This is a genomic window from Woeseia sp. D3-10, assembly GCF_055809415.1.
In genome coordinates this window covers 3,287,184-3,308,343 of sequence record NZ_JBVVTW010000007.1, presented here as the reverse complement: position 1 = coordinate 3,308,343, position 21,160 = coordinate 3,287,184, and the positions used below count along the sequence as shown (strand labels likewise).

12 protein-coding genes are annotated in these 21,160 nt (G+C 57.3%); 3 read left to right on the top strand and 9 right to left on the bottom strand.

The annotated features are described in order from the left end of the window. Positions 1-4,059, bottom strand: coding sequence for an AAA-like domain-containing protein (locus AC0L8N_RS15080; protein ID WP_473668634.1), 4,059 nt, complete (start codon positions 4,057-4,059; stop codon positions 1-3). A gap of 80 nt (positions 4,060-4,139) precedes the next feature. Here AC0L8N_RS15080 and AC0L8N_RS15075 point away from each other — a divergent pair, with 80 nt between their 5' ends. Both AC0L8N_RS15075 and AC0L8N_RS15070 read left to right on the top strand, forming a co-directional pair. Then, the gene (locus AC0L8N_RS15075; RefSeq protein ID WP_473668632.1) at positions 4,140-4,802 is read left to right on the top strand and encodes an RIO1 family regulatory kinase/ATPase domain-containing protein; all 663 of its coding nucleotides are present in this window, start codon (positions 4,140-4,142) and stop codon (positions 4,800-4,802) included. A gap of 64 nt (positions 4,803-4,866) precedes the next feature. Continuing rightward, a complete protein-coding gene (locus AC0L8N_RS15070; protein ID WP_473668630.1) occupies positions 4,867-5,115 on the top strand; it encodes a hypothetical protein in 249 nt (82 codons plus the stop codon). A gap of 25 nt (positions 5,116-5,140) precedes the next feature. Here the strand turns inward: AC0L8N_RS15070 and AC0L8N_RS15065 are convergent, their stop codons facing one another. The 5 genes from AC0L8N_RS15065 to ilvN all read right to left on the bottom strand — a co-directional run bounded on the left by AC0L8N_RS15065 (position 5,141) and on the right by ilvN (position 12,202). Then, positions 5,141-7,384: a patatin-like phospholipase family protein gene (locus AC0L8N_RS15065; RefSeq protein WP_473668628.1), complete on the bottom strand. Its 2,244-nt coding sequence runs from the start codon at positions 7,382-7,384 to the stop codon at positions 5,141-5,143. A 240-nt stretch (positions 7,385-7,624) separates the two neighbouring features. Then, positions 7,625-9,223, bottom strand: a complete 1,599-nt coding sequence (glpD, locus tag AC0L8N_RS15060) for a glycerol-3-phosphate dehydrogenase (RefSeq protein WP_473668626.1) — start codon at positions 9,221-9,223, stop codon at positions 7,625-7,627. After that, positions 9,223-10,503: a glutamate-5-semialdehyde dehydrogenase gene (locus AC0L8N_RS15055; protein ID WP_473668624.1), complete on the bottom strand. Its 1,281-nt coding sequence runs from the start codon at positions 10,501-10,503 to the stop codon at positions 9,223-9,225. The genes glpD and AC0L8N_RS15055 overlap by 1 nt, the downstream gene beginning before the upstream one ends. Before the next feature lie 51 nt (positions 10,504-10,554). After that, on the bottom strand, positions 10,555-11,673 hold the full coding sequence (gene proB, locus AC0L8N_RS15050) for a glutamate 5-kinase (protein ID WP_473668622.1): 1,119 nt from the start codon (positions 11,671-11,673) through the stop codon (positions 10,555-10,557). Between the two features lie 7 nt (positions 11,674-11,680). Then, positions 11,681-12,202 (bottom strand): acetolactate synthase small subunit, encoded by a 522-nt coding sequence (gene ilvN / locus AC0L8N_RS15045; protein WP_473668620.1) that lies wholly within the window; start codon positions 12,200-12,202, stop codon positions 11,681-11,683. Between the two features lie 153 nt (positions 12,203-12,355). Between ilvN and ilvB the strand changes: the two genes are divergently transcribed. Next, positions 12,356-14,206 (top strand): biosynthetic-type acetolactate synthase large subunit, encoded by a 1,851-nt coding sequence (gene ilvB / locus AC0L8N_RS15040; RefSeq protein ID WP_473668618.1) that lies wholly within the window; start codon positions 12,356-12,358, stop codon positions 14,204-14,206. 73 nt (positions 14,207-14,279) lie between these two features. Here ilvB and AC0L8N_RS15035 read toward each other — a convergent pair whose 3' ends face one another. The 3 genes from AC0L8N_RS15035 to AC0L8N_RS15025 all read right to left on the bottom strand — a co-directional run bounded on the left by AC0L8N_RS15035 (position 14,280) and on the right by AC0L8N_RS15025 (position 21,158). After that, complete coding sequence (locus AC0L8N_RS15035; protein WP_473668616.1) at positions 14,280-16,238, bottom strand: alpha/beta hydrolase family protein; 1,959 nt, start codon at positions 16,236-16,238, stop codon at positions 14,280-14,282. Positions 16,239-16,338: 100 nt separating this feature from the next. Next, a complete protein-coding gene (locus AC0L8N_RS15030; RefSeq protein WP_473668614.1) occupies positions 16,339-19,596 on the bottom strand; it encodes a TonB-dependent receptor domain-containing protein in 3,258 nt (1,085 codons plus the stop codon). Positions 19,597-19,859: 263 nt separating this feature from the next. Next, positions 19,860-21,158, bottom strand: a complete 1,299-nt coding sequence (locus AC0L8N_RS15025; protein WP_473668612.1) for a GGDEF domain-containing protein — start codon at positions 21,156-21,158, stop codon at positions 19,860-19,862. Positions 21,159-21,160: the final 2 nt, after the last annotated feature.

Sequence of the window (21,160 nt, the reverse complement as noted above, 5' to 3'; positions counted from 1 at the left end):
TCACTGTGACAGCGGGGTAACTGGCGCAACATCAATCTCGGCGTAACCGAGTTTTTGCCGCCACTCCGCCAGCAGGTCTTCGCGCGAACCGAACAACAACGGCCCTGATTCGTTCAGCAATGAAACCTCCGCAACTTGAGCGAAGCCGGCGTCGCGGGTCAGGACCAGCACACGATCACCCAGTGGGTCCAAGAGTGCTTGCTGGGTATCGTTGACCACGACCTGATCCATTACGATATGCGAGCCGGTTATGGCATTTGGCGTTCGCGCCGCTTCACGCCATGTCAGGCCGTTGCTGCTCACCCAGGCCCGGTGCACCCAGCGACGAGTCTTGAACAGAACCCGCGAATTGCTGGGAGAAAACAGCACGTCAGTGACCGCGTCGGGCAGCTGCAGTCGTGCCGGCCCAACCTGACCACTCTGCAGGTCCAGCAGCAGCGCCTGGTTTGCTGCATCAACTATGACCAGCAGCGGCCGCTGCATCGACGCACCAATCCGTCGCAGCGGCCGTGTGCCAGACCAGACATTGCGCAGGGTCCAATTGCCTACCCGGTCGCGCGTCAGACTACGCAGGATGCCGCGTTCCGCACCGATGTAAATATCATCATTGTTGTCGAACGCTATGCTGGTGTGCAGTTCACCCAGGTCCAGATCTGCCAGCAAGGCACCGTCGGTAACGCCCAGTACGGCAATACGCCGATCAGAAAGTACCGCAAGGCGATCACCTGAATTCGAGAACACCAGTTGCCGCACACCGCCCGCCGCAGCGTTCGTGTGGTAAGGGCGAGGTAAACCGGAGTTCACATCCCAGACTCGCACGGTACCGTCGACACCGGCGCTCGCTACCAAGGTACCGTCGCGGTTGAAGGCCAGTCCGAGCACCGCCCCTTGATGCCCCACGAAGTTCAATTCATCACTGGCTCGTGCTATGTCTTCAACACTTGCATCCGCGCTGAGCACGTGCACATGACCTTCCCGATCAGCGATAGCGAGGTGTTGGCCACCGGCTGAAATTACCGCTGGAGAATCACCGGAGTCCCGCCACAACCGATGTCCGTTGTCGGTCCCCGTTGCCGCAGGTGCGTCAGTTGCAGTCGGTGATACCGGCAGTTGCCAGTAACGCGCACGATCGGTGCGACCGGCCGTTAACAACAGGTCTTCGTCGGCGCTGAACCCGAGCAGTGGCTCAGCATCCGCGGCGACGCCGGCATCAATGACCGGGCCGACCATGGCGCCATCACTGCTGCGAAAAATCTGGTATCCCCGCCTCGGACTGCCAGCCACAAGCCGCGAACCCGACGGCGAGAATCGCAATTGCCAACGATCTACGCCGCGTTCTATTAACAGCGGTTCGTCAGCAGAATCAATATGCCACAGCGAAACACCTAGCTCGCCATGCACGATCGCCAACGCATCGCCTCGTGCAGAGATTTGAATTTCACTCGCTTGTGCATGCAGATCGAGCTGTGCCAGTTGCTCATTGCTGCGCAAATTCCAGACCCGTACTGCCCGATCATAGTCCGCAACCGCAAGTCGTTCTCCGTCGGCGTCAATCGCAACCAAAGCGGGTGATCCTGCGATACGCAAACTTGCCACCGTTTCCTGATTCTCGAGCGACCATAGTCGGAATTCGGATTCTGGCTCGCCGCGCCTGGCTACAAACACGTGCTTGCCATCCGCGGTCAATTCAACGTGCGCCCCGCCGACCTCCGCTTCGATAACTGCTTCGCGGCGACCGTTCACCATTCGCCACAAGTGCAGATTGTTCTGCGCGACGGTAACGAGGTAGCTGGCATTAGCGCTAAGCCCTATGACCCGTTCATCGGCGGGTACAGAGATCGTCCGTGCCGGCCGCGCGTTGCTAAGGTCCCACATCCGCGCACTGTCGCTATGCAATGCGCGCGCGACGGCGTAGCGGCCGTCACTGCTGAACCAGATATTGTCAGACTCGCGTTCGACCGGCGCCGGAATATCGAGGCCACGATCAAAGCTCTCTACAACGACTTGCGAATTGAGATTGAGGTTCCAGCCAATCAGGTGACCGCTAACGCCTGTCGCTTCATCGCGAACGGTCAGCGACCAGGTACCGGCAATTGATTCGCCTATCAGCGGCAGCAAATTGTCGGCACGAAACACCGTATCTTCATTCGCTGCCGAACGTTCCGTGTCGAATTCCAGCTCAACCGTACGCCCCGATGGGGCTATCAATTTCAAGCGAATATCATCAAGCCGCGCATGACTGATGTTGACCGACAAGCCGATGCGGGCAACGGGCGCGTTTCGATCAACCACGACTCTGCGAACCAGCGGAGTCACTTCCAGCGACGATATGTTCCATGGCTCGCGTGCCTGCAGTTGTCCGCTCTGCAATGACCACTGCGAAACCTGTGCGCCTTTCACATAGCTCAACAACATGTCCCGCGGGTTGAAGAACAATCGGTCCGCATTGACACCTTCGAGACTCGCCACCAGGTGCGGATAATCGTCGCCAAGCAAAGCAGCCGCGCGCCGACGCCGCTCCGGCGTGGCAACAACCAACGCATCCAGCGATGCCAGCAAAGCCGCGTCCCGATTCTCACTGCGCATCTGTCGTCGCACTTCGCGATCCCAGAACTCGGCGACAAGCTCGTCGGCGAAAGCGTCATTGTCCGGAATCCCACGCGCGAAGGCTTCAACCTGCACTATCGCGGCACGATCACCGGCGATGCCAGCGCGATTGTGCAGCAGGTTCAGATAAAGGCGGTCAGCCGTTTCGGAATGCCCTGGAAACGATCGCAGGTTTTGCCACGCATCGGCAATGGACTCCAAGGGCAGCGTCGGTGATACGAGTACCCGCATATACGGTTTAGGCAACAACTGTGTATACCAAAATGGCACCGCAATCAGCATCACGATCAGCGCGGTCACCAACGCAGGACCGCGCCAATGCAACGGCAGGTTGCGATTGGCCCATTTGGCGGTGAACACACTCTCGTACAAGCGATTGCGGACGGCCAACGCGCCTTCATCCGTTACGATGATCAGCCCGACTGCCAGCAACTTACGTTGCGGCCGGGAGGAAGGCTCGTAAACCACCTCAAGGCCCTTACGCAGACGGCCATAGAGATTCAACATCGCTTCGAAATCCCGCCGGTCGCGCACTACCCGGCGGTGAATGTGATTCATGTGCGGTTCGTTGTGCAGCGCGGCGCGACCCGCGAGCTGCTGATAGACGATCCGGTCCACGTGCTCTTCAACATCTCCGCTAACCGTATCGCGAGCGAGAGCGCGGCACAGCTTCTGTGTCAAATACGGTTGACCGTTAGTCCAGTGCCAGATCCGATCGAGACCAGTGCGTGCCTGAAGAGCCGGGAGGTTTAACTCCGTCGCAAACAACTCAATGTCAGTGCGTGAAAAATCATCGAGTTCGATGGGCCTGGAAACGCTGAACGGTGAAAGCGCCGGGTCTCCCGCCAACGCTTCGGTATCGCACTCGCCGCATATGACAAAACTGAGGCGCTGAAAGTCCGGATCGGTCGCGCGCGCATTGTGTGCAGCGCGAATACTCGGCAACAGGTGTTCACCAAACGGCAGGTTCTCAAGCTTCTGCAGTTCATCAACAAACACGACCACTGTCTCGCGGATGTTCTGCAGCACAACTTCGATATAAAACTCCACAAGCCGCTGCCGATTGCTGAGTATTGCCTTGTCCTGCCACCAGTCCTGCAAGTCGACCTTCAGCCGCAACTGGCGCAGCAGACGGTACGCGATACTGTAGTACCAGCGCCCTGCGTCGCTGCCGCCATCGCGTTCAGCAATTTGCGCGAGATCAAGCACCGCCACTTTGTAGCCATGATTTCGCAGCCTTGCGGCTGTTGCGGCGATGAGGCTCGACTTGCCACTACGCGCTGGCGCCAAAACATGGGCATAGCGGCCTGCCGTAATTGCGGCGTACAAAGCATCGTCAGCCGGCCGGCGAACGTAACCGCCGCGTACCGGGTGCAGCGGCGGCCCGACGTTGAAGAAATCGACGTCGTTGCTACTCGAACTCGCTTTGGGATTTTCCGGCATTTCGGTCATCTGTCTGGTCTTGCGCCGCCGTAGTGTATTCTTCGCAGTTTGGCACATTCGCCGTCGAAGTGGCTGTCCTGACAGAATAAATGATGCCCCGCCAAGACGACAAGCTGTTGAAAAAAGACCTGTTTGGAGAAGTCCGTCTGCAGTACCCGGACAGCGGTCCGCGCATTGTTCGTGACGTCAACGGCGCGCCAATGTGGAGTCGCTGGGTGGCGCGTCGGCTGATGGCCCGAGAAGCTCGCAGCCTAGCGGCCATTGATGGTCTCAGCGGCGTCCCGGAACTGTTGCGGTGCGAAGGCAACGTACTTCTGCGCAGCTACATTGCCGGCGACCCAATGCAGATCGCGCGCCCCGCCGATCCCGATTATTTTCGCAATGCCCTGCGGTTGCTTCGTCGCCTGCACAACCTTGGTGTTGTACACAACGATCTTGCGAAAGAACCGAACTGGCTGGTGACCCCGGATGGCCAGCCGGCACTGATCGACTTCCAGCTCGCGTGGTACGCGGCGAAGCGTGGTCGCCTGTTTAGGCTGCTGGCGCGCGAGGACCTGCGTCACATGCTGAAGCACAAGCGTACTTATCTGCCGCACAAGCTGACCAACCGCGAACGCGCGATCCTTGCCAATCCCTCACTGCCAGCCAAAGTCTGGCGAGCGAGCGGCAAGCGTGTCTACCTGTTCGTTACCCGACGACTGCTGGGCTGGGCAGATCGCGAGGGCGCCGGGGATCGCGAACACAACAATTGATCGTGGTTGTCTGCGGCGGTCGTCTATATAATCGCCGTTGCTGTTTCTTATCAGGTAATCGCTCGTGAACTACGTCCACCAACACAACCTCGTCGAGCCGGGAAAAGCCGGTATTGAAAAAAAATACGGTATCCGTATTTCGTTGCCGGCTGGCGATACGTTCCAAAGGTTACTGGGCGACGATTGGCAGCGCGTTCGCTGGTATGCAACAGAAGCAGAGCGTGACCGTGCTTACAATGATATTGCGCAACGCCATTTGTATTATCGGCGCACCGATACGCCCACCCAGGTGCTGGAAAAAATCATTCGCTGACCGGCGCTGGCAACAGGCCATCGTACTAGCGAGGCGGAGCACCCAGCGACAGGTAGAAATTGGATTTACCGCGTTCGGTCATACCCGCGCCGATGTACAAGGGGCCGAAATAAGTATCGAGGCCAATGAACAGGCTGCCACTCATCAACAGAGCCCCTGTACTGATATCCGAGCGCTGTTGCCAGACATTGCCTGCCTCCACCGACGCGCCAATATAGAGCGGAAAGTCTACCAACCCCCCGCCCGTTTCACCTGATCGGCGATACCAGACAAGGCGCGCAAGTCCGGCATGGGGGCCACTGATTTCTCCTCGCGCGAGGCCGGACATGCGCAGAAAACCGCCCAGGGGAAAGTAATTCTGTACTTCGTTGGCCGATTGAATGGTCGTACTGAAGTCCAACCCCAACGACACAGTATGCCGGCCCCAGGTGTTTACGGTCATGAGTTCGGTCATAACCGTGTCAATCTCGTTGTCGGCACCCAATCCAGGGCGCGACATCTCCCAACGCAGGTTCACCCGCGAGCCGTGCAATGGAATCTGTGCGTTATCCAGCGTATCCACGGCGAAATTGGCGAAGAAGCCACCCGTCTCGAAATCGATATTGGGCAAGGCCGGGTCGCCAACTTTCAGGCGGGCTTCGCCCGCACCGCGAAACGCGCCGATGCGAAATTCACCCCAGCGCCCCAACTCGCGGCCGATGTCGATGCCAAACTGCGAATCGGAAACCCGGTAGCGAGCAATGCGATCATCGCCCGAAAACGTACGGAAATTTTCCTGATGCAATTCGATACGCGGCGCAATGAAATACCGCGCGTCGAAACTGAGTGGTTGATAGAACTCGGAAACAAGCAGTGGCTCGGTGCCAACCTGGATATCCGTACGCCACTCGGCGCCCAGCCTGTTGACGCCGGCGCGGGTCAACCGAGCTGACAAATTGAACGCCGTAGTACCTTCAAAGTCATCCTCAAGCTGGATTCCAAAGTTAAGATAGTTGGGTCCCCAGGATTTGGGTTGCGCGTCGAATTCAACGCCGGTCTCGTCGCCTTCGCGCACGATTCGATAGTCAACGGATTCGTACAAATCCAGACCGTACAAATTCGCTGCATCGTCAGCCAGTTGCTGGGTATCCAGCTGATCGCCCGGACGCGTATTGAGACGGGACTCCAGAACGCGTGCGGACAACGGTGAGCCGTTCACCACCCGTACGAAATCGAGCTCTGGAGTTGGCCCTGCATCCAGCGCGCGGGCCGCCAAGTGTTGTTGCCATGCTGTTTCGTCCAGCGCATACGGCATCAACTTGTCTTGCAACTTGCGCGTCGCAATAGCGCCCGGCTCAATCGCCTCGGTAATTTCAGCGAAATTGCTGGAACCGAACTCTCCCAGCTCCGGCCGGATCAGAATGTCGTCGTCATCGAGGCTTTCAAGCTGTCGTAGCGTTTCCTTGCGGATCAAAATCGTCAACATTTGCGCTGTGATACCCAGAGCGGAGTCCAGTTGATCAGGCGAGTACAACGGAAATTCGACGTCGACAGCGATCACAATATCAACGTCCATAGCGTGAATCGTATCGACGGGCACATTGCCCACCAGCCCGCCGTCGACCAGCGTACGGCCGTCGACGACGACCGGTGAAAAAATCCCGGGTGCCGACATACTGGCTCGCATCGCCCGCGATAAATCGCCCGACGACATTTCATAAGCTTCCCCGGTCGCAATATCGGACGCCACGGCCCGAAACGGGATCGGCAAATCATCGAAGCTATCAATCGAGGCCGTCGCCAGCGTCAGTTCGCGCAATATGTGGCCCAGCTTTTGCCCCTGAATCAGGCCTCGCGGCAATCGCAGACTGCCGTCGCGAACGCCCAGTTCAAACTGAATCGGGTACGCCGAATCGTCCTGCTTGCGGCGAAATTGCAGATCGCGGCGCGCGGTCCGGTCATTGAACGACCCGCTCCAGTCCAGTGACGAAACGATCTCTTCAAGATCCGCCGGTGATTTCCCGGCCGCGTACAGGCCACCGACGATAGCGCCCATACTGGTTCCGGCTACCGCATCTATCGGAATACGAAGTCGTTCGAGTTCACGCAGCACGCCAATGTGAGCGGCCCCTCGCGCGCCGCCGCCACCCAATACGAGTCCTATGCGTGGCCGCTCACCGGGTTCGGACTGGCGCTCAGCCGGCGTATCAGCTGCCTGCGCGCCGGGCAATCCCAGGGGCTGTAAGAGCGCCAGGAACACGCAAGCTGAATGTCGTAAATATTTGAACATATTAAAGATTCTGAATAATCCCGCGAATTTCATTGCTGCATTATAGAGAATCCGCTGGCTTCACACTGCGTGCAGCTGAGCGGGACTGCTTGCCCCGCCATTACGGTGTCGCGAGCGACCACCGGAGGAACCGCGGGCGGCCCGAACAACCCGGCGTCATGGGCTCGCCAGCGTTGGCTGACTCACAGCGGGATTCCTGATAACTGGACCGTTGCCTGCCGGCAGCGACTGATCCGCAGCCTAGTCGTTACTGCCTGTATCCGGCTGCAAGCGCCGATTGTAGTCGGCCAATTGAGCCAGCTGCTGCCGGGTTTGCACTGCGTCCCAACCGAGCTCTGCCGCGGCAATTGCTGCCACACCCTCAGCAACCGCACGGCCTTGATCAGCCGCCAACCCGAGCATAAGCCGGCGGTGCATGACATCGACAAGGTTACGTGCAAATTCGTCTCGAACGGCCATAACCACCTCAGCGGCAATGTAACGCGAGTCCATGCCGGTGCTCAGTTCCGGTGACTCCGCGCACAGTTGAGCGAGACGAGCGACCCGGGAACCGTACAAACCGAGCAAACGATGACGCAACGATTCGGGCAGGCCTGCAATGTTCGCCAACTCGGCTTGCGCTGCCGACGTGTCACCACCACCCGGGAGTGTCGTGCTTGCCGTTACACAGCGGGTGGATGCGCCTTTCAGACTGCGTTCGATGCTATCGACCACCTGCTCGGCGAGATTTCGATAGGTCGTCAGCTTGCCGCCGATGATAGACAACAATCCGCGTGCAACGCCGTCATGGCTATGAATGATATGGCGACGGGTTATAGCGGACTCGGGCCCCTTCTCCACATAAGGCAAAGGACGCACGCCGGCGTACGAATAATTGATGTCGGCCCGGGTCAGTTGCGCGCGAGGAAAAACCTCATTGGTAGTCGCCAACAAATAGTCCACTTCGGCACCACTTGCCGAAGCATCACGGGGATCACCGTCGAATCGGATATCCGTCGTGCCTATGAGGTACTGACCGTTCCAGGGAATTATGAACACGGGGCGGCCATCACTCGCCGCTTCAACGTAGAACGCATCGGCTGGCGCGCCAGCAAACGCCGAAGTAATAATGTGGCTGCCTTTGGTGCCACCCATTAAACGCGTTTGACTCGCCTGCGTACCGGCCAGCACCCGGTCAACCCACGGCCCTGCGGCATTCACGATGCAACGCGCACATGCACGCTGCGCTACACCATCTGCAGCAGTGAAAGTGACCGAGTGCTCGCCATCACTGGCGAAGTCGATACCGCTAACGGCATGATAATTTCGAACGTCAGCTCCCGCCTCGGCAGCGGCAACAATGTTTTCAATGACCAAACGTTCTGCGTAGGTGATCTGAGCGTCGTAGTAACTTGCGCCAGCGCGCAATCCTTGCGGATTAACCGAAGGAACTAGCTCCAGCAACTTCTCTCTGGACAACATCCGGTGGCGGGGCAACGACTTGCCGATAGACAAGGTGTCGTAGGCAATCATACCGAGGCGAACCAGCCATGGCGGGCGCGTGCCACTGCGGTACAACGGGATAATGAGCTTAAGCGGACTTACCAGATGACTCGCTATCCGGCGTAGATACCGCCGCTCGTGCAGAGACTCGTATACCAGGGGAATCTCGCCGTATTCCAGGTAGCGCAAACCACCGTGTATCAGACGACTTGACCAGCTGCTGGTACCGCCTCCGAAATCCGCGGCTTCGAGCAACAACACATTGAGACCACGCAACGCGGCGTCTCGCGCAATACCGGCACCATTGATACCACCACCGATGATGATCGCATCAAACTTTGCCGCCGCATTCGTCATTACGGCCGCAGCTGTCCTGCGCCATGCACGAGGTATTTGTAGCTTGTCAGCTGCGCCGCACCCACCGGACCGCGTGCGTGTATCCGCCCTGTGGCAATACCGATTTCGGCACCCATACCGAATTCACCGCCGTCCGCAAACTGAGTGGACGCATTGTGCAATAGAATCGCACTGTCAACGGACGCGAAGAATTCCTGCACGGCGTCAACGTCTTCCGCGACGATGCATTCAGTGTGGCCCGAACCGTAGTCGCCTATGTGTGCCGAGGCCGCGCGAATGTCATCGACAATGCGTATCGAAATGATCGCGTCGAGGTACTCGGTGGTCCAATCTGCTTCCGTCACCGGCGTCGCCCTGTTATCGAGCTGACAGACATCCGCATCGCCGCGAACCTCACAACCGGCGCCAATCAGTAACTCCATTACTTTCGGCAACAATCGGTTCGCCGCGCTGCGATCGATCAACACGGTTTCTGCCGCACCGCAAATGCCCGTTCGCCGCATCTTCGCGTTCAAAACGATGTTGGCGGCCATCGCACTGTCCGCCGACTCGTGCAAGTACACGTGGCATAAACCTTCAAGATGACCAATGACCGGCACCCGTGCATCCTGCTGCACTCGCGCAATCAGGCTCTTGCCGCCACGCGGAACGATAACGTCTACGTACTGTGCCATCGAAGACAACAGGTGACCGACGGCCGCACGATCTCTCGTCGGCACCATCTGCAGCGCACTGCTGTCCAGTTCCGCCGCCGTCATACCATCGGTCATGCAGGAGAAAATGGCGCGACTTGAGGCGAAACTTTCCGAGCCACCGCGCAGGATCACGGCGTTGCCTGATTTCAGGCACAGGCCGGCAGCATCTGCTGTGACGTTCGGCCGACTCTCGTAAATAATGCCGATGACACCGAGCGGTACCGCAACCCGCTGTATTCGTAAACCGTTCGGCCGCTCCCATTCCGCAAGGACGTTGCCCAGCGGATCCGGCAGTTCGGCAATGGATTCGAGTCCGCAGGCCATGCTTTCGATACGAGCGTCATCCAGCATCAATCTGTCCAGCATCGCACCGCTCAGGCCGCGCTGCCGGGCAGCTTGCATGTCTTGCGCGTTCGCCGCTGCGATAACTGCCTTACGCTCGCGCACTAAGCCCGCAGCACTCACCAATGCCTTGTTTCTTGCCGCTGCGCTCGCCTGCGCCAGACGCTGCCCGCCCTTGCGGGCCGCCGCACCCAGGGCATCCATCGTCGCTGCCAGTGCTCTCTCAGGAATCTCAGTATTCATTTGTATTCATTTCCAACTGTTTGTAGTCAACGTCGCCAATGACCAGCATGCTTAATCAAACAACACCAGGTCATCCCGGTGCACGACCACAGCCGGGCCGCGATAGCCCAGGCGGTTCTCAATATCCTGCGATCGGCAACCCCGTATTTCTGCTACCTCTTCACTCGCGTAGGTCGCAAGGCCGCGGCCGAGTTCACGACCTGAATTGCTAATCAGGCTGATTGCATCGCCGCGGCGAAAACTGCCCGTTACCGACGCGACACCAACGGGCAGCAGACTCTTGCCGGCAAGTAGTGCCGCACTGGCGCCCGCATCGAGATGCAGCTCACCGCGCAACTCCAGCATTCCTGCGAGCCATTGCTTGCGCGCCGCCGCTGGCGTGCCGGTCGCGACGAAGCGGGTTGTGGTTGCACCCTCGGCCAATGCCCGCAACGGGTTCTGGATCGTGCCGTTGCCAATCCAGGTCGTACAGCCAGCACGCGTGGCAATTCTCGCCGCCATCAATTTGGTCGTCATACCGCCGCTGCCATGGCTGCTGCCACTGCCACTGGCCAGCGCCATGACCTCGTCATCAACTTCCGCGACTTCCGCGATGTGTTGGGCATTGTCATCTGAACGCGGGTTCGCATCGTACAATCCGTCCACGTCCGACAGCAGTATCAAGCCGTCGGCCATGACCATCTGCGCGACACGGGCCGCAAGTCGATCGTTGTCGCCATAGCGCAATTCGTCCGTGGCCACCGTGTCATTCTCATTGATGACCGGAATTGCACCGAGTTCGAGTAGCTTATTCAGCGTACCCCGCGCGTTCAGGAACCGGCGCCTGACCTCGGTATCGTCCGGCGTTAACAGAATTTGTGCGACCGCGATGCCGCGTTGCGCCAGCAATTCCTGGTATGCCTGTGCCAGCCGAATTTGGCCTACTGCCGCGGCTGCCTGCAGCTCCTCCAGACGCGCGCGGCGCCGATTCAAGCCCAGCGTGCTGCAGCCCAGAGCGACCGACCCGGACGACACCAGCAACACCTGTTTGCCATTCGCCGAAAAGTTCGCCACATCATCCAGCAACGTCTGCAACCAATGACGATCCAATGCCCCGCGTTCATCGATCAACAGCGCAGAGCCGATTTTCACGACGACACGCTGCAGGCCGGCAATGCCGTTGTCAGTCATCGGTCGCCTAGCCTGTAAGGCGGTGTTGCCGGGAGTAGGTCGACAACGTAACTTCGCCTTTGGAGACAGCAACACTGCCGCTGCGCGCAACAGCGGACAAGCTGCCGATCTGTGCCGCTTCACCAACAAAGGAATCCACTTCCTTCTGGTTTCCGGTCAATTGCAGCGTGCAGCTGTTCACTGAATCATCCAGCAATTCGGCGCCGAATTTCTCTGCCAGTGCATGCACCTTCGGCAAGTCTCCGTCCGGTAGTTTCAATTTCACGATGGCCAGTTCGCGTTCGAAGTGCTTGCCGAGCGTCATATCGTGGATATTGACAACATCGACCAGCTTGGCCAGCTGGGTATTCAACTGTGCGACCGCGGCATCCGAACCATTGATTACCAGGGTCACTCTGGAGACGGATTCGTCCTGAGTCGGCGCGACGTTCAGCGAGTCGATGTTAAAACCGCGCGTGGAAAATAGACCTGTCATGCGTGTAAGCGCACCGACTTCGTTCTGCAGTAATACTGATATAACGTGACGCATGCTGTTGTATCCGGTGATAAGTTCAATTTCGCTGAATCGGGTAACGCACCACTCAGCGCACATTTCCTGCCAGCGGTGCCAGTATTGCAATGCACCAGAAATTAGTAAACACTCGCGAGAAATCCGAAAGTTACATTGATCTTGTGGCACCTAATGAGCACCGGACAAACCGCACCGCGTAATACCCACCACCCACTCGCCGGTACCAGCATGACGGGTGCTGATATTGTCGTGCAGGTCCTTGCTGATGAAGGCGTCGATACGATATTCGGTTATTCAGGTGGGGCGATATTGCCGACCTATGATGCGGTGTTTCGCTATAACGACCTGCACAAAGACTCTGCCGGCACTGCCGCAATCCCACTGATCGTCCCTGCTAATGAACAGGGCGCCGGCTTCATGGCAGCGGGCTACGCGCGCGCCAGTGGCAAGGTCGGGGTCGTAATGGTGACCTCAGGGCCAGGTGCCACCAATACAGTCACACCCGTTCGCGATTGCATGGCCGATTCAGTGCCAATAGTGGTTATTTGCGGCCAGGTGCCGACCAATGCCATCGGGACGGACGCTTTCCAGGAAGCGCCGGTCGCGGCAATCATGGGCGCGGTCGCAAAGCACGTCTTCCTGGTCACAGACGCGGAGCGACTCGAAGCCACAGTCCGCACCGCCTTTGAACTGGCACGCACCGGACGGCCCGGCCCGGTAGTTGTTGATATTCCGAAAGATGTTCAGAACTGGGAAGGACAATTTCAAGGCGTTGGCGTACTCGAATTAACCGGCTACCGGAACCGTTTGCAGAGTGTCACCGACAATCGACTCAACGACGAAGCATGCCGACGCCTGTTCGCGATGCTGGAAAAGGCCGATCGACCGCTAATTTACGCGGGCGGCGGTGTCATCAACGCCAATGCCAGCGTCGCCATGCGCCAGCTGGCCAGCGAATTCGGCATTCCCGTGGTTACGACGCTCATGGGCATCGGTGCAAGCGATACCACGCACCCATTGTCGTTACACATGCTCGGCATGCATGGTGTCGCCAGTGCCAACTACGCCGTCGAAGACTGCGACATGCTTATTGCTATCGGCGCGCGGTTTGATGACCGGGTCGCCGGCGACCCTGCCCGCTTCGCACCAAAAGCCCGGCATATCGCGCATTTCGATGTTGACGTGTCCGAAATTGGCAAGGTTAAGAGCGTTAGCTGGTATCACGTGGGGGTACTCGAACGTGACCTCAACGATGTCGTTGCTTACGGCAAGCGCGTCGGCTTCAGCAAGGATTATTCAAACTGGCACGGCGAAGTGGCAGATCTGAAATCCCGCTATAAATTGAATTACGACCGGCAGAGCGCGCTGATTCAGCCTTACGCCGTTATCGAAGAAATCAATCGCATCACGGGTGGCGAAGCCATCATCGCGACTGGCGTTGGCCAGCATCAGATGTGGGCTGCGCAGTATTTTGATTTCCGCGAACCACGACTCTGGCTGACCTCAGGCAGCATGGGCACCATGGGCTTCGGCTTGCCGGCCGCCATTGGCGCTCAGTTCGCGCAGCGTGACAAGCTCGTTATCGATATCGACGGCGATGCAAGTATTCGGATGAACATAGGCGAACTGGAGACGGCAACCACCTATCGCCTGCCGGTAAAAGTGGTCGTCCTCAATAATTTCGGCGACGGCATGGTTCGACAGTGGCAAAAGCTTTATTACAAAGGCCGCATGTCTGCCAGCGACAAGTCCTTGCACCGCAAAGACTTCGTAAAAACTGCTGAAGCAGACGGATTTCAATTCGCTCGCCGGCTTGAACGCAAGGAAGATTTACCGGACTACATTCGCGCGTTTATTGACTTTGACGGTCCTGCCTTCCTCGAAGTCATCATTGACCCTGATGCCGGCGTATACCCGATGGTTGGCCCAGGGCTCAGCTACGCCCAAATGATCACCGGCGATTTCATCGAGAGCCGCTCAGAACAGACGGACACGGAGCTAGGCCCCAGCGAAATGTTCTGAGTCACACGCCTGGCTACACTCATTGTGCAAATAACGAACGCCGTTGCTGGCATACCAGCAACGGCGTTTGTGTTTACAGCCCACCGGGCCCGCATTCGTTTTTGAGGTAGCCGGTGAGGTTCTGATAGAGCGTAATCTTGTGATCGAAGAACAAGGTGTTGTAGAAATGATCAGCACCTTCAAGCCACACGTAGCGATAGTCCTTCTCAAGATCGCCCAGCTTCTTCAGGTAACGACGCATATGCGCTGGTGGTACGCGCTGATCAACGTCACCGTGCACCAGTAACATCGGCACATTGATCTTGTCCGTTTCGTCGATAGGATTGATCGCACCCTCGCGATAACTCAGTTGCGAAATTCTGCCTGCGCCCCGCAATTCGTCGCGGTAATAGTTCAGCTGCATTGTCATGTCTGCCACCGCAGCGCCGGCCATCACACATTGATAGATCTGCGGCGTCCGCGAAGCGGCAACCAAAGCGGCGTACCCACCGTAAGACCAACCGTACATGGCCATCCTGTCTGCATCGGCCAGGCCTTCTTTGGCCAGGTACAGCGCGCCGTCGTCTTTGTCATCCTGCATACCAAAACCAGCCTCGCTACCGTCGACAAATGCTGCGAGGAAATGTTTAAGACCGTAGTTGGTCGAGCCACGGTATTGCGGCTGCAAGACCATGTAGCCATTGTTGGCGAGCATCTGGCCCCATTCGTCGTAGCCTACAACTTCGGATACGAACGGCCCGCCGTGCGGCATGACCACCAGAGGGAAAGGCGGCTCACCGTTGGGCACCGTCAGGTAGGCGTGAATGGTCAGCCCGTCGCGTGAAGGGTAAGAAATGTAACGCACATCGGCGAGATTCTCTGACTCGAGCAAAGGCTGCTTGCTGCCCACCGTGCTGATCTTTGCGTCCTTGATCAGATAATACGTGCCAGGATCACGCGGTCCTTCGTTGTAAACCGTCATGCTGTTGCCGTCACGCGAACGGCTGGTAATACGTACCTCGTGTGCGTGCGGAACCAAGCGCTCAAGCTGTGCGATCGTCGCACCTTCGAGTTCGTCAAAGTACTCGACACGGTATTTATCAGTACCGTAGACAACGCCGGCAATCGTATCGGGTTGCGTCCAGCTGTTGCTGTGAAATCGCACACCAGCAACATTGACATCGTTGCGCCGGTAGATAAGTTCCTCGAATTCCTGTGTATCCGGGTTAAACGACCACAGTCCGGATTTGTCATTCCCGTTGTGAGCTGTAACCAGGAAGTTACCCGCCTTGGCGTCGTCCATTCCTTCAACGATAAAATCTTCGAAGCTGTCCTCATCCATGCGGTACATTTCGGACCACTTGGTCTCACCCGGTCGGCGAAAGTACCAGATGAACTCGCCCGAACCGATATCGAAGCCGCGCGCCGTGTAGGGGTTGCCGTCGCCGTCAAACTCGATCTGCGCAAGATCAATTTTGCCGCGTATCAGCAACTTCTTGGTCCCGCGTTTTAAATCGAACTCGTAGTACGCACGCGGCCTGAATGCCTCTTTCAGTTTTGAATCCTGCTCCGCGCCCGGATTGAAAGACACGATGATTTTGTCTGGCTCTTTCGGCAACAAGTGCGAAATCGTGCCATTCAATTCGTCAAAGGTCTCAATATCTCTGGCATCAACATCGAAATTGGCCAATCGAAACTCGTACACACCCTGGTTAAAGCCTTCGATCTTGTCCCGTATTTTCTGCCGTGCGACGAACGCAATGTTGGAATCACTGACCCAAAAGAATCGGGTAATTTCCATTGGGTCCGCATTGACCCGAAACGGCTCCTTGGACAAGTCTTTGGCATCGTAGACCTCGATGACCGGATTGCCGTCCCGGGTTGGAATTTTCAACAACGCAAGGCGCTCACCGTTTGGCGACAGCTCAACATTGCTGACTACAGCACGCAGCGCAAAATACTCCAATGGATAGGGTTCCACCGCTGCATTCGCGCTGGACATGCCGAAAACAACAAGGAGCAAGGATAATCTGAACAGTCTGGTCTCAGTCATTTGCACTACTCTCAGTTTGCAATTACCTGCAGCAAAAAAAAGCCCGCGGCGAATTACCGCGGGCCCTTTAATTGCCTCGAATCAATGGCGCCCGCTGAGGTCAAAGACCGAGATCAAAGGTAGCAGCCACATTGAAGTAGAACGTACGGCCATTGATGTCGTAGCCATAGCCAATCGGCGTGTTGTTGATAGCCAGCACTTCGTCGCCGTCCACCATCGGTGGTTCCTGGTCGAAGACATTGCGAATACCACCGCCAAACGTCCAGACATCACCGTAGTAGTAAATCGACGCGTTGTGCGTGAAGTAGTTGTTCGCAAAACCTACGTCACGGCAATCAACATCACCGTCAGCCGTGCCACGACAGGTGTCTGCCGTGCCCGCGTTCGCATTGCCGTAGTCATCAACAAACGCTGCATCCTGGTGAACTGAACCGATGTAACGGGTCTGCCAGGTCGCGCGCCAGTCGGCAAAGTCCGCGCGCAGCGTCATGCTGCCATTCCAGTCCGGGAAGCCGAACTCGCCCTGATCAGAATCGAAATCGACATTGCCGTTATCGTCAATGAAGGTTTCTTCAAGTGCCAGCGAACGGTTCAGCATGACGTCGACGCCAAAATCAACCGGGCGACCGAACATCTGCACGGTCATGTCAAAGGCGACGTTCACGTCCACGCCCTCAACTTTTTCCGAATCGCGATTGATGAAGCCGGCATCGATGAAGTCCAGCAAGCCATCGGCACCGCGGCGAATTCGACTACAGAACGCGCTTCTGACCGACGTCGGGCTGCCATAGCAATCATTGACAATGAACTGAGCTGAAGGCTCAACAATCGAGTCCGTCAATTTAATGCTGTAGAAGGTCGAGCCAATCGTCAGGTTGAACTGGTTAAACCAGGGCTGTTCGAAAGCGAACCCAAGAGAGACCGAGTCCGAAGTTTCTTCGAGCAAATCAACCGCGCCACCCGAGGAACGCTCTACACTGTAAGCAGCGTTGATGTTTGAGCCGAGCGAGGTTGGGTCCACACCACCGATATCGATGCAGTTTTGAATGATGTTCGGGTCACGATTGTCCAACGTTGGATCGTAGCCACTCAACGGATCGTAAGCGGCATCCGGAACAACGCAAGGATCGCCAACCGACAGGAAGCCAGTCTGTCCCAGCAGGAAGTTCTCGCGCAGATTGGGTGCGCGGTATGAGGTTCCGTAGGTGGCCCGCAACAACAACGACGGTACCGGCCGGTAACCCAGCTTGCCTGAGTACGTCCATGCACTGCCGTAGAACTCGTCTTCCGTCCAGCGCGCCGACAGGTTGGTGGTCAACTCACTGGCCAAAGGCATGTCCACCAGCAGCGGGATTTCAAACTCCGCATAAGCTTCGCTGGTGTCTTTCTGGCCTACAGCACCCTGATCGGCGAAGAAACCAAAGAAGAGTCCCTGACTCGCCACATCATCAGGAATGGACTGAATCTCGTCGATGCGGTGTTCAATACCAAGACCCATCGATACCGGGCCTGCTGGCAGTTCCAGAATTTCGCCGGTAACAAACGCCGAATAAATCGCCTGTTTGTATACCGTGTCAAAGTCGCGACTGTCGAACAGGAATGCACGTTCTTCCGGTGTGCCAAAGTCGCCGACAATGCCGTTGTACAACGACGGTGCGAACATGTTGACAGGTACGCACGGTGTGCCATCAGCCAAAACGCCATCGGGTACGCCGTCGCTGTTGTTGTCCACGCCGCAGACGACATTGCTGGTTCCGGCGACGATCTGTGAGGTTGCCAGTGATGTTGCAAGCCGATCACCGCGCACACCGAGCCGGCTGGATACGCCGTCTGATTTCGACCAGACGCCGGTCAGATCGAACGTCCAGTTCGCCACTGAGCCAAAATTCATGGCTGGGATATCGCCGCGAACACCAACCACCAGTCGCGTCTGCTCAACTTTGTTGTCGTTACCGGTACGATCACCAAGGACACTGGCAATCGGCAACACGCCGACCGGACCGGACGGGCCTTCCAAGCCAAGTCCGAATGCGCCGGGTGGCACGCCGTAGTAGTCCGTAAAGTCGGCGGCGAAATTAGGGTTGTTCATCAGCGAATCAAACGCCAGACCGCAATCAACACCGGTCAAACCGTTGGGATTACACGGGTTGTATGGATTGCTGGCACCGACCTGCGGGAACAGCTGAAAACGGCCGGAATCGAAAAAGACTTTGCGCTCGTTATACATCGCCTCGAAATACGGTGTGATGTTCGCCTCACCTTCAAGCGTGTACTCACCGTAGGCCATCGCGCTGAGAGAATCGAAGTCGGGGTACAGCGTCCGGTTCAGTTCCCTGGATTCCAGTGCATAGTCGGCGAAATCGATGTCAACCATACCATCGCCATCAGCATCAACAGCGACGCTAAAGGACGATGATTCCGACCAGTCTGCAAGGCCGGAGTTACCGGCGCCTGGCGTCCAGTAAATACTGCCCCAACCGCCGTAGTTACCGAAAGGATCGGGCACGATACGCCCAGCCAGTGCCGCGCGCTTGCACGCATTGGGTCGCATGCCAAGAGCAATCTGATCCGCAAGGCCCACGGTTCGGAATTCACCGGTGGTGGTCATCTCGTAGTGTCGGTCGCACTGATTGGTCCAGCTTCTGTCGGCGGCAGTCACAACCTCGGCTGTTTCCGCTTCGAAGCCAATACCGATGAAACCGCGATCGAAATTCTTGCCCCAGATCGCGGTCATATTGTGGCTCAAGCCTTCGTTCTGCTCGGGCACGGTCGTGAAATACTCAAGTTCAAGACCGTCGAAGTCCTTGCGCATGATGATGTTCACCACGCCGGCGACAGCATCTGAGCCGTACACGGATGAAGCACCATCCAGCAACAGGTCGTATTGCTGAACGAGCGAGCCGGGCACGAGATTAAGGTCAGCCGCAAACGGCGCCCCTTCAACACCGGCCGGCGCAAGGCGTCGGCCGTTAACAAGTACCAGTGTTCGGGCGGAACCCAACCCCCGGAGACTGACCGGATTGGTACCCGGACCTTCGTCTATAACGAAGCCGCTAAATGTCAGGTCAATCTGCTGGCCCGTTGCGGCGGACGATTCCTGCAGGATATCCGCGGCATTGATGAGCCCGACTTCACGGGATACCTGACTGGTAATGACTTGCAGCGGCGCAATGCTGCTGTAGGTGCTGCGTTTCAAGCGCGAGCCGGTAACAGTGACTTCGTCAATAACGTCGTCGTTGTCGGCCTGATCGCTGTCCGCTTCCTGCGCGAACGTCGCGGGCGTAGCAAATAGCGCAAAACAAAATACTCCTGCGCTCAGCAGACGCACGCAAAAACTGCGCGAATCGTCAAATTGCATTTCATTCCCCTTATGCCGTATTTCTTATCGTACGCGGGGTGTGCATGGTCCCGCCTTCGTGGTCAGAAGCAGATCTCGCTCCGATCCTCGTGCTGGCAATATTGCCGATTGTGATTGCGTTGTAAATGCTTCAGTCACGAACACCGCGAATTTTCGTCACGGACGTTGCCCTGGAGCAACAAAATCGCGCAATCAAGCGGATCGCTGGGCAATTAGTGTCGTAATTTGAACACGATGGTCTATCTAAGGCGCGGCTGATCAGGCTACGCTATGACGCGATTTCGGCCTTCGCTCTTGGCTTTGTATAGGTGCATATCGGCAATGCCCAATACGGCCGTGCGACGGGTATCGCTGCCGACTGGGGCGACACCGAAACTGATTGTGATCTGGAAGTCATCGGGCACCTCGCCCTGCATCACCGACCAATCCATCTTCTCTATGGCCGCCCGAATCTGTCCGCAAATCTGGGTTGCGAATTCAATGTTCGTATCCGGAAAGCACAGCAGAAATTCCTCGCCACCGTAGCGCGCGACGATATCGGTCTTTCGACAACGATTCACCAGCAACCGGGATACCCGGCGTAAGACCTCATCGCCGATCGCGTGAGAATAGTTGTCGTTGATGCTCTTGAAATGATCGATGTCGGCCAGCGCGATAGTCAGTTCCCGGTCGGTACGCCGGGATGCTTCCATCTCTCTCTGCAAGTAATCGTCAGCAAAGCGGCGATTAAAAAGCCCTGTCAGCGTATCGTGAGTCGCCTGACGCTCGAGCTCGATAGACTTGAGACGCAGCTCTTCCGTTCGCTCGTCAACAATTTTCTCCAGGCGGTCGCGCATAATGGCGAACCGCTTAAGCACGAGCATGCCGAGACCCAGCACAAACAACAGCAAAGCCAGCACAGTAAGGTCGAGACGCACAAACACCGTCACGACCACCACCGCGATAACGCCGGAAACAATCTCGACTGCAGATGAGAATACGTTCAGCAAGCGCGTAGGATCGAGATGCCGCAGGTAAATCAGCAACAACATGCCAGCATCGTTGGCCAACTGCATGCTAAGCAATAACAGCAGCAATAGTCCTGCCGTCGCACCATCCAATTGGTAGAGCGGCACGACGCCACCGAGCTCAACGTACAAGGTACCGCAGGCGAGGATCAGCAGCGACATCAGGCCCGCGTTGTGTAACGAGGCGGTGATGACATCCTTGACCGATACGCCCTTCCACAAGCGGTGCCAAGGCCAGAGAAACGACGCCAGACCGTTAATCCAGGCCGCATCAAGCGGGCCGAGCAGCAACAGGCTCGCTACCTGCGCCACCCGATCAAACGACACATGACCAAATCCGGGATGCGGAAATCCCATCGTAATCGTGAACAGGCCAAACAGGAGAAAGAAGCCACCCGTACCCCAGCCGTAAGGTCCGGTAAGCAGACCCTGCTGCAAACCCAGCACGGTGATGATCGCAGCGGCCACGGCGAACAACATCAGCGACCAGATGAAATCAGGGCGCAATAATGTCCCCTGCTCACGCACTGTTGCCGATTTGGCGACGTCTGTCATTG

Coding starts and splice junctions, on each gene's coding strand:
- AC0L8N_RS15035 (WP_473668616.1), bottom strand. CDS start 16,238: ATGACTGAGACCAGACTGTTCAGATTATCCTTGCTCCTTGTTGTTTTC.
- ilvN (WP_473668620.1), bottom strand. CDS start 12,202: ATGCGTCACGTTATATCAGTATTACTGCAGAACGAAGTCGGTGCGCTT.
- glpD (WP_473668626.1), bottom strand. CDS start 9,223: ATGACGAATGCGGCGGCAAAGTTTGATGCGATCATCATCGGTGGTGGT.
- AC0L8N_RS15055 (WP_473668624.1), bottom strand. CDS start 10,503: ATGAATACTGAGATTCCTGAGAGAGCACTGGCAGCGACGATGGATGCC.
- AC0L8N_RS15065 (WP_473668628.1), bottom strand. CDS start 7,384: ATGTTCAAATATTTACGACATTCAGCTTGCGTGTTCCTGGCGCTCTTA.
- AC0L8N_RS15080 (WP_473668634.1), bottom strand. CDS start 4,059: ATGACCGAAATGCCGGAAAATCCCAAAGCGAGTTCGAGTAGCAACGAC.
- proB (WP_473668622.1), bottom strand. CDS start 11,673: ATGACTGACAACGGCATTGCCGGCCTGCAGCGTGTCGTCGTGAAAATC.
- AC0L8N_RS15025 (WP_473668612.1), bottom strand. CDS start 21,158: ATGACAGACGTCGCCAAATCGGCAACAGTGCGTGAGCAGGGGACATTA.
- AC0L8N_RS15075 (WP_473668632.1), top strand. CDS start 4,140: ATGATGCCCCGCCAAGACGACAAGCTGTTGAAAAAAGACCTGTTTGGA.
- AC0L8N_RS15030 (WP_473668614.1), bottom strand. CDS start 19,596: ATGCAATTTGACGATTCGCGCAGTTTTTGCGTGCGTCTGCTGAGCGCA.
- ilvB (WP_473668618.1), top strand. CDS start 12,356: ATGAGCACCGGACAAACCGCACCGCGTAATACCCACCACCCACTCGCC.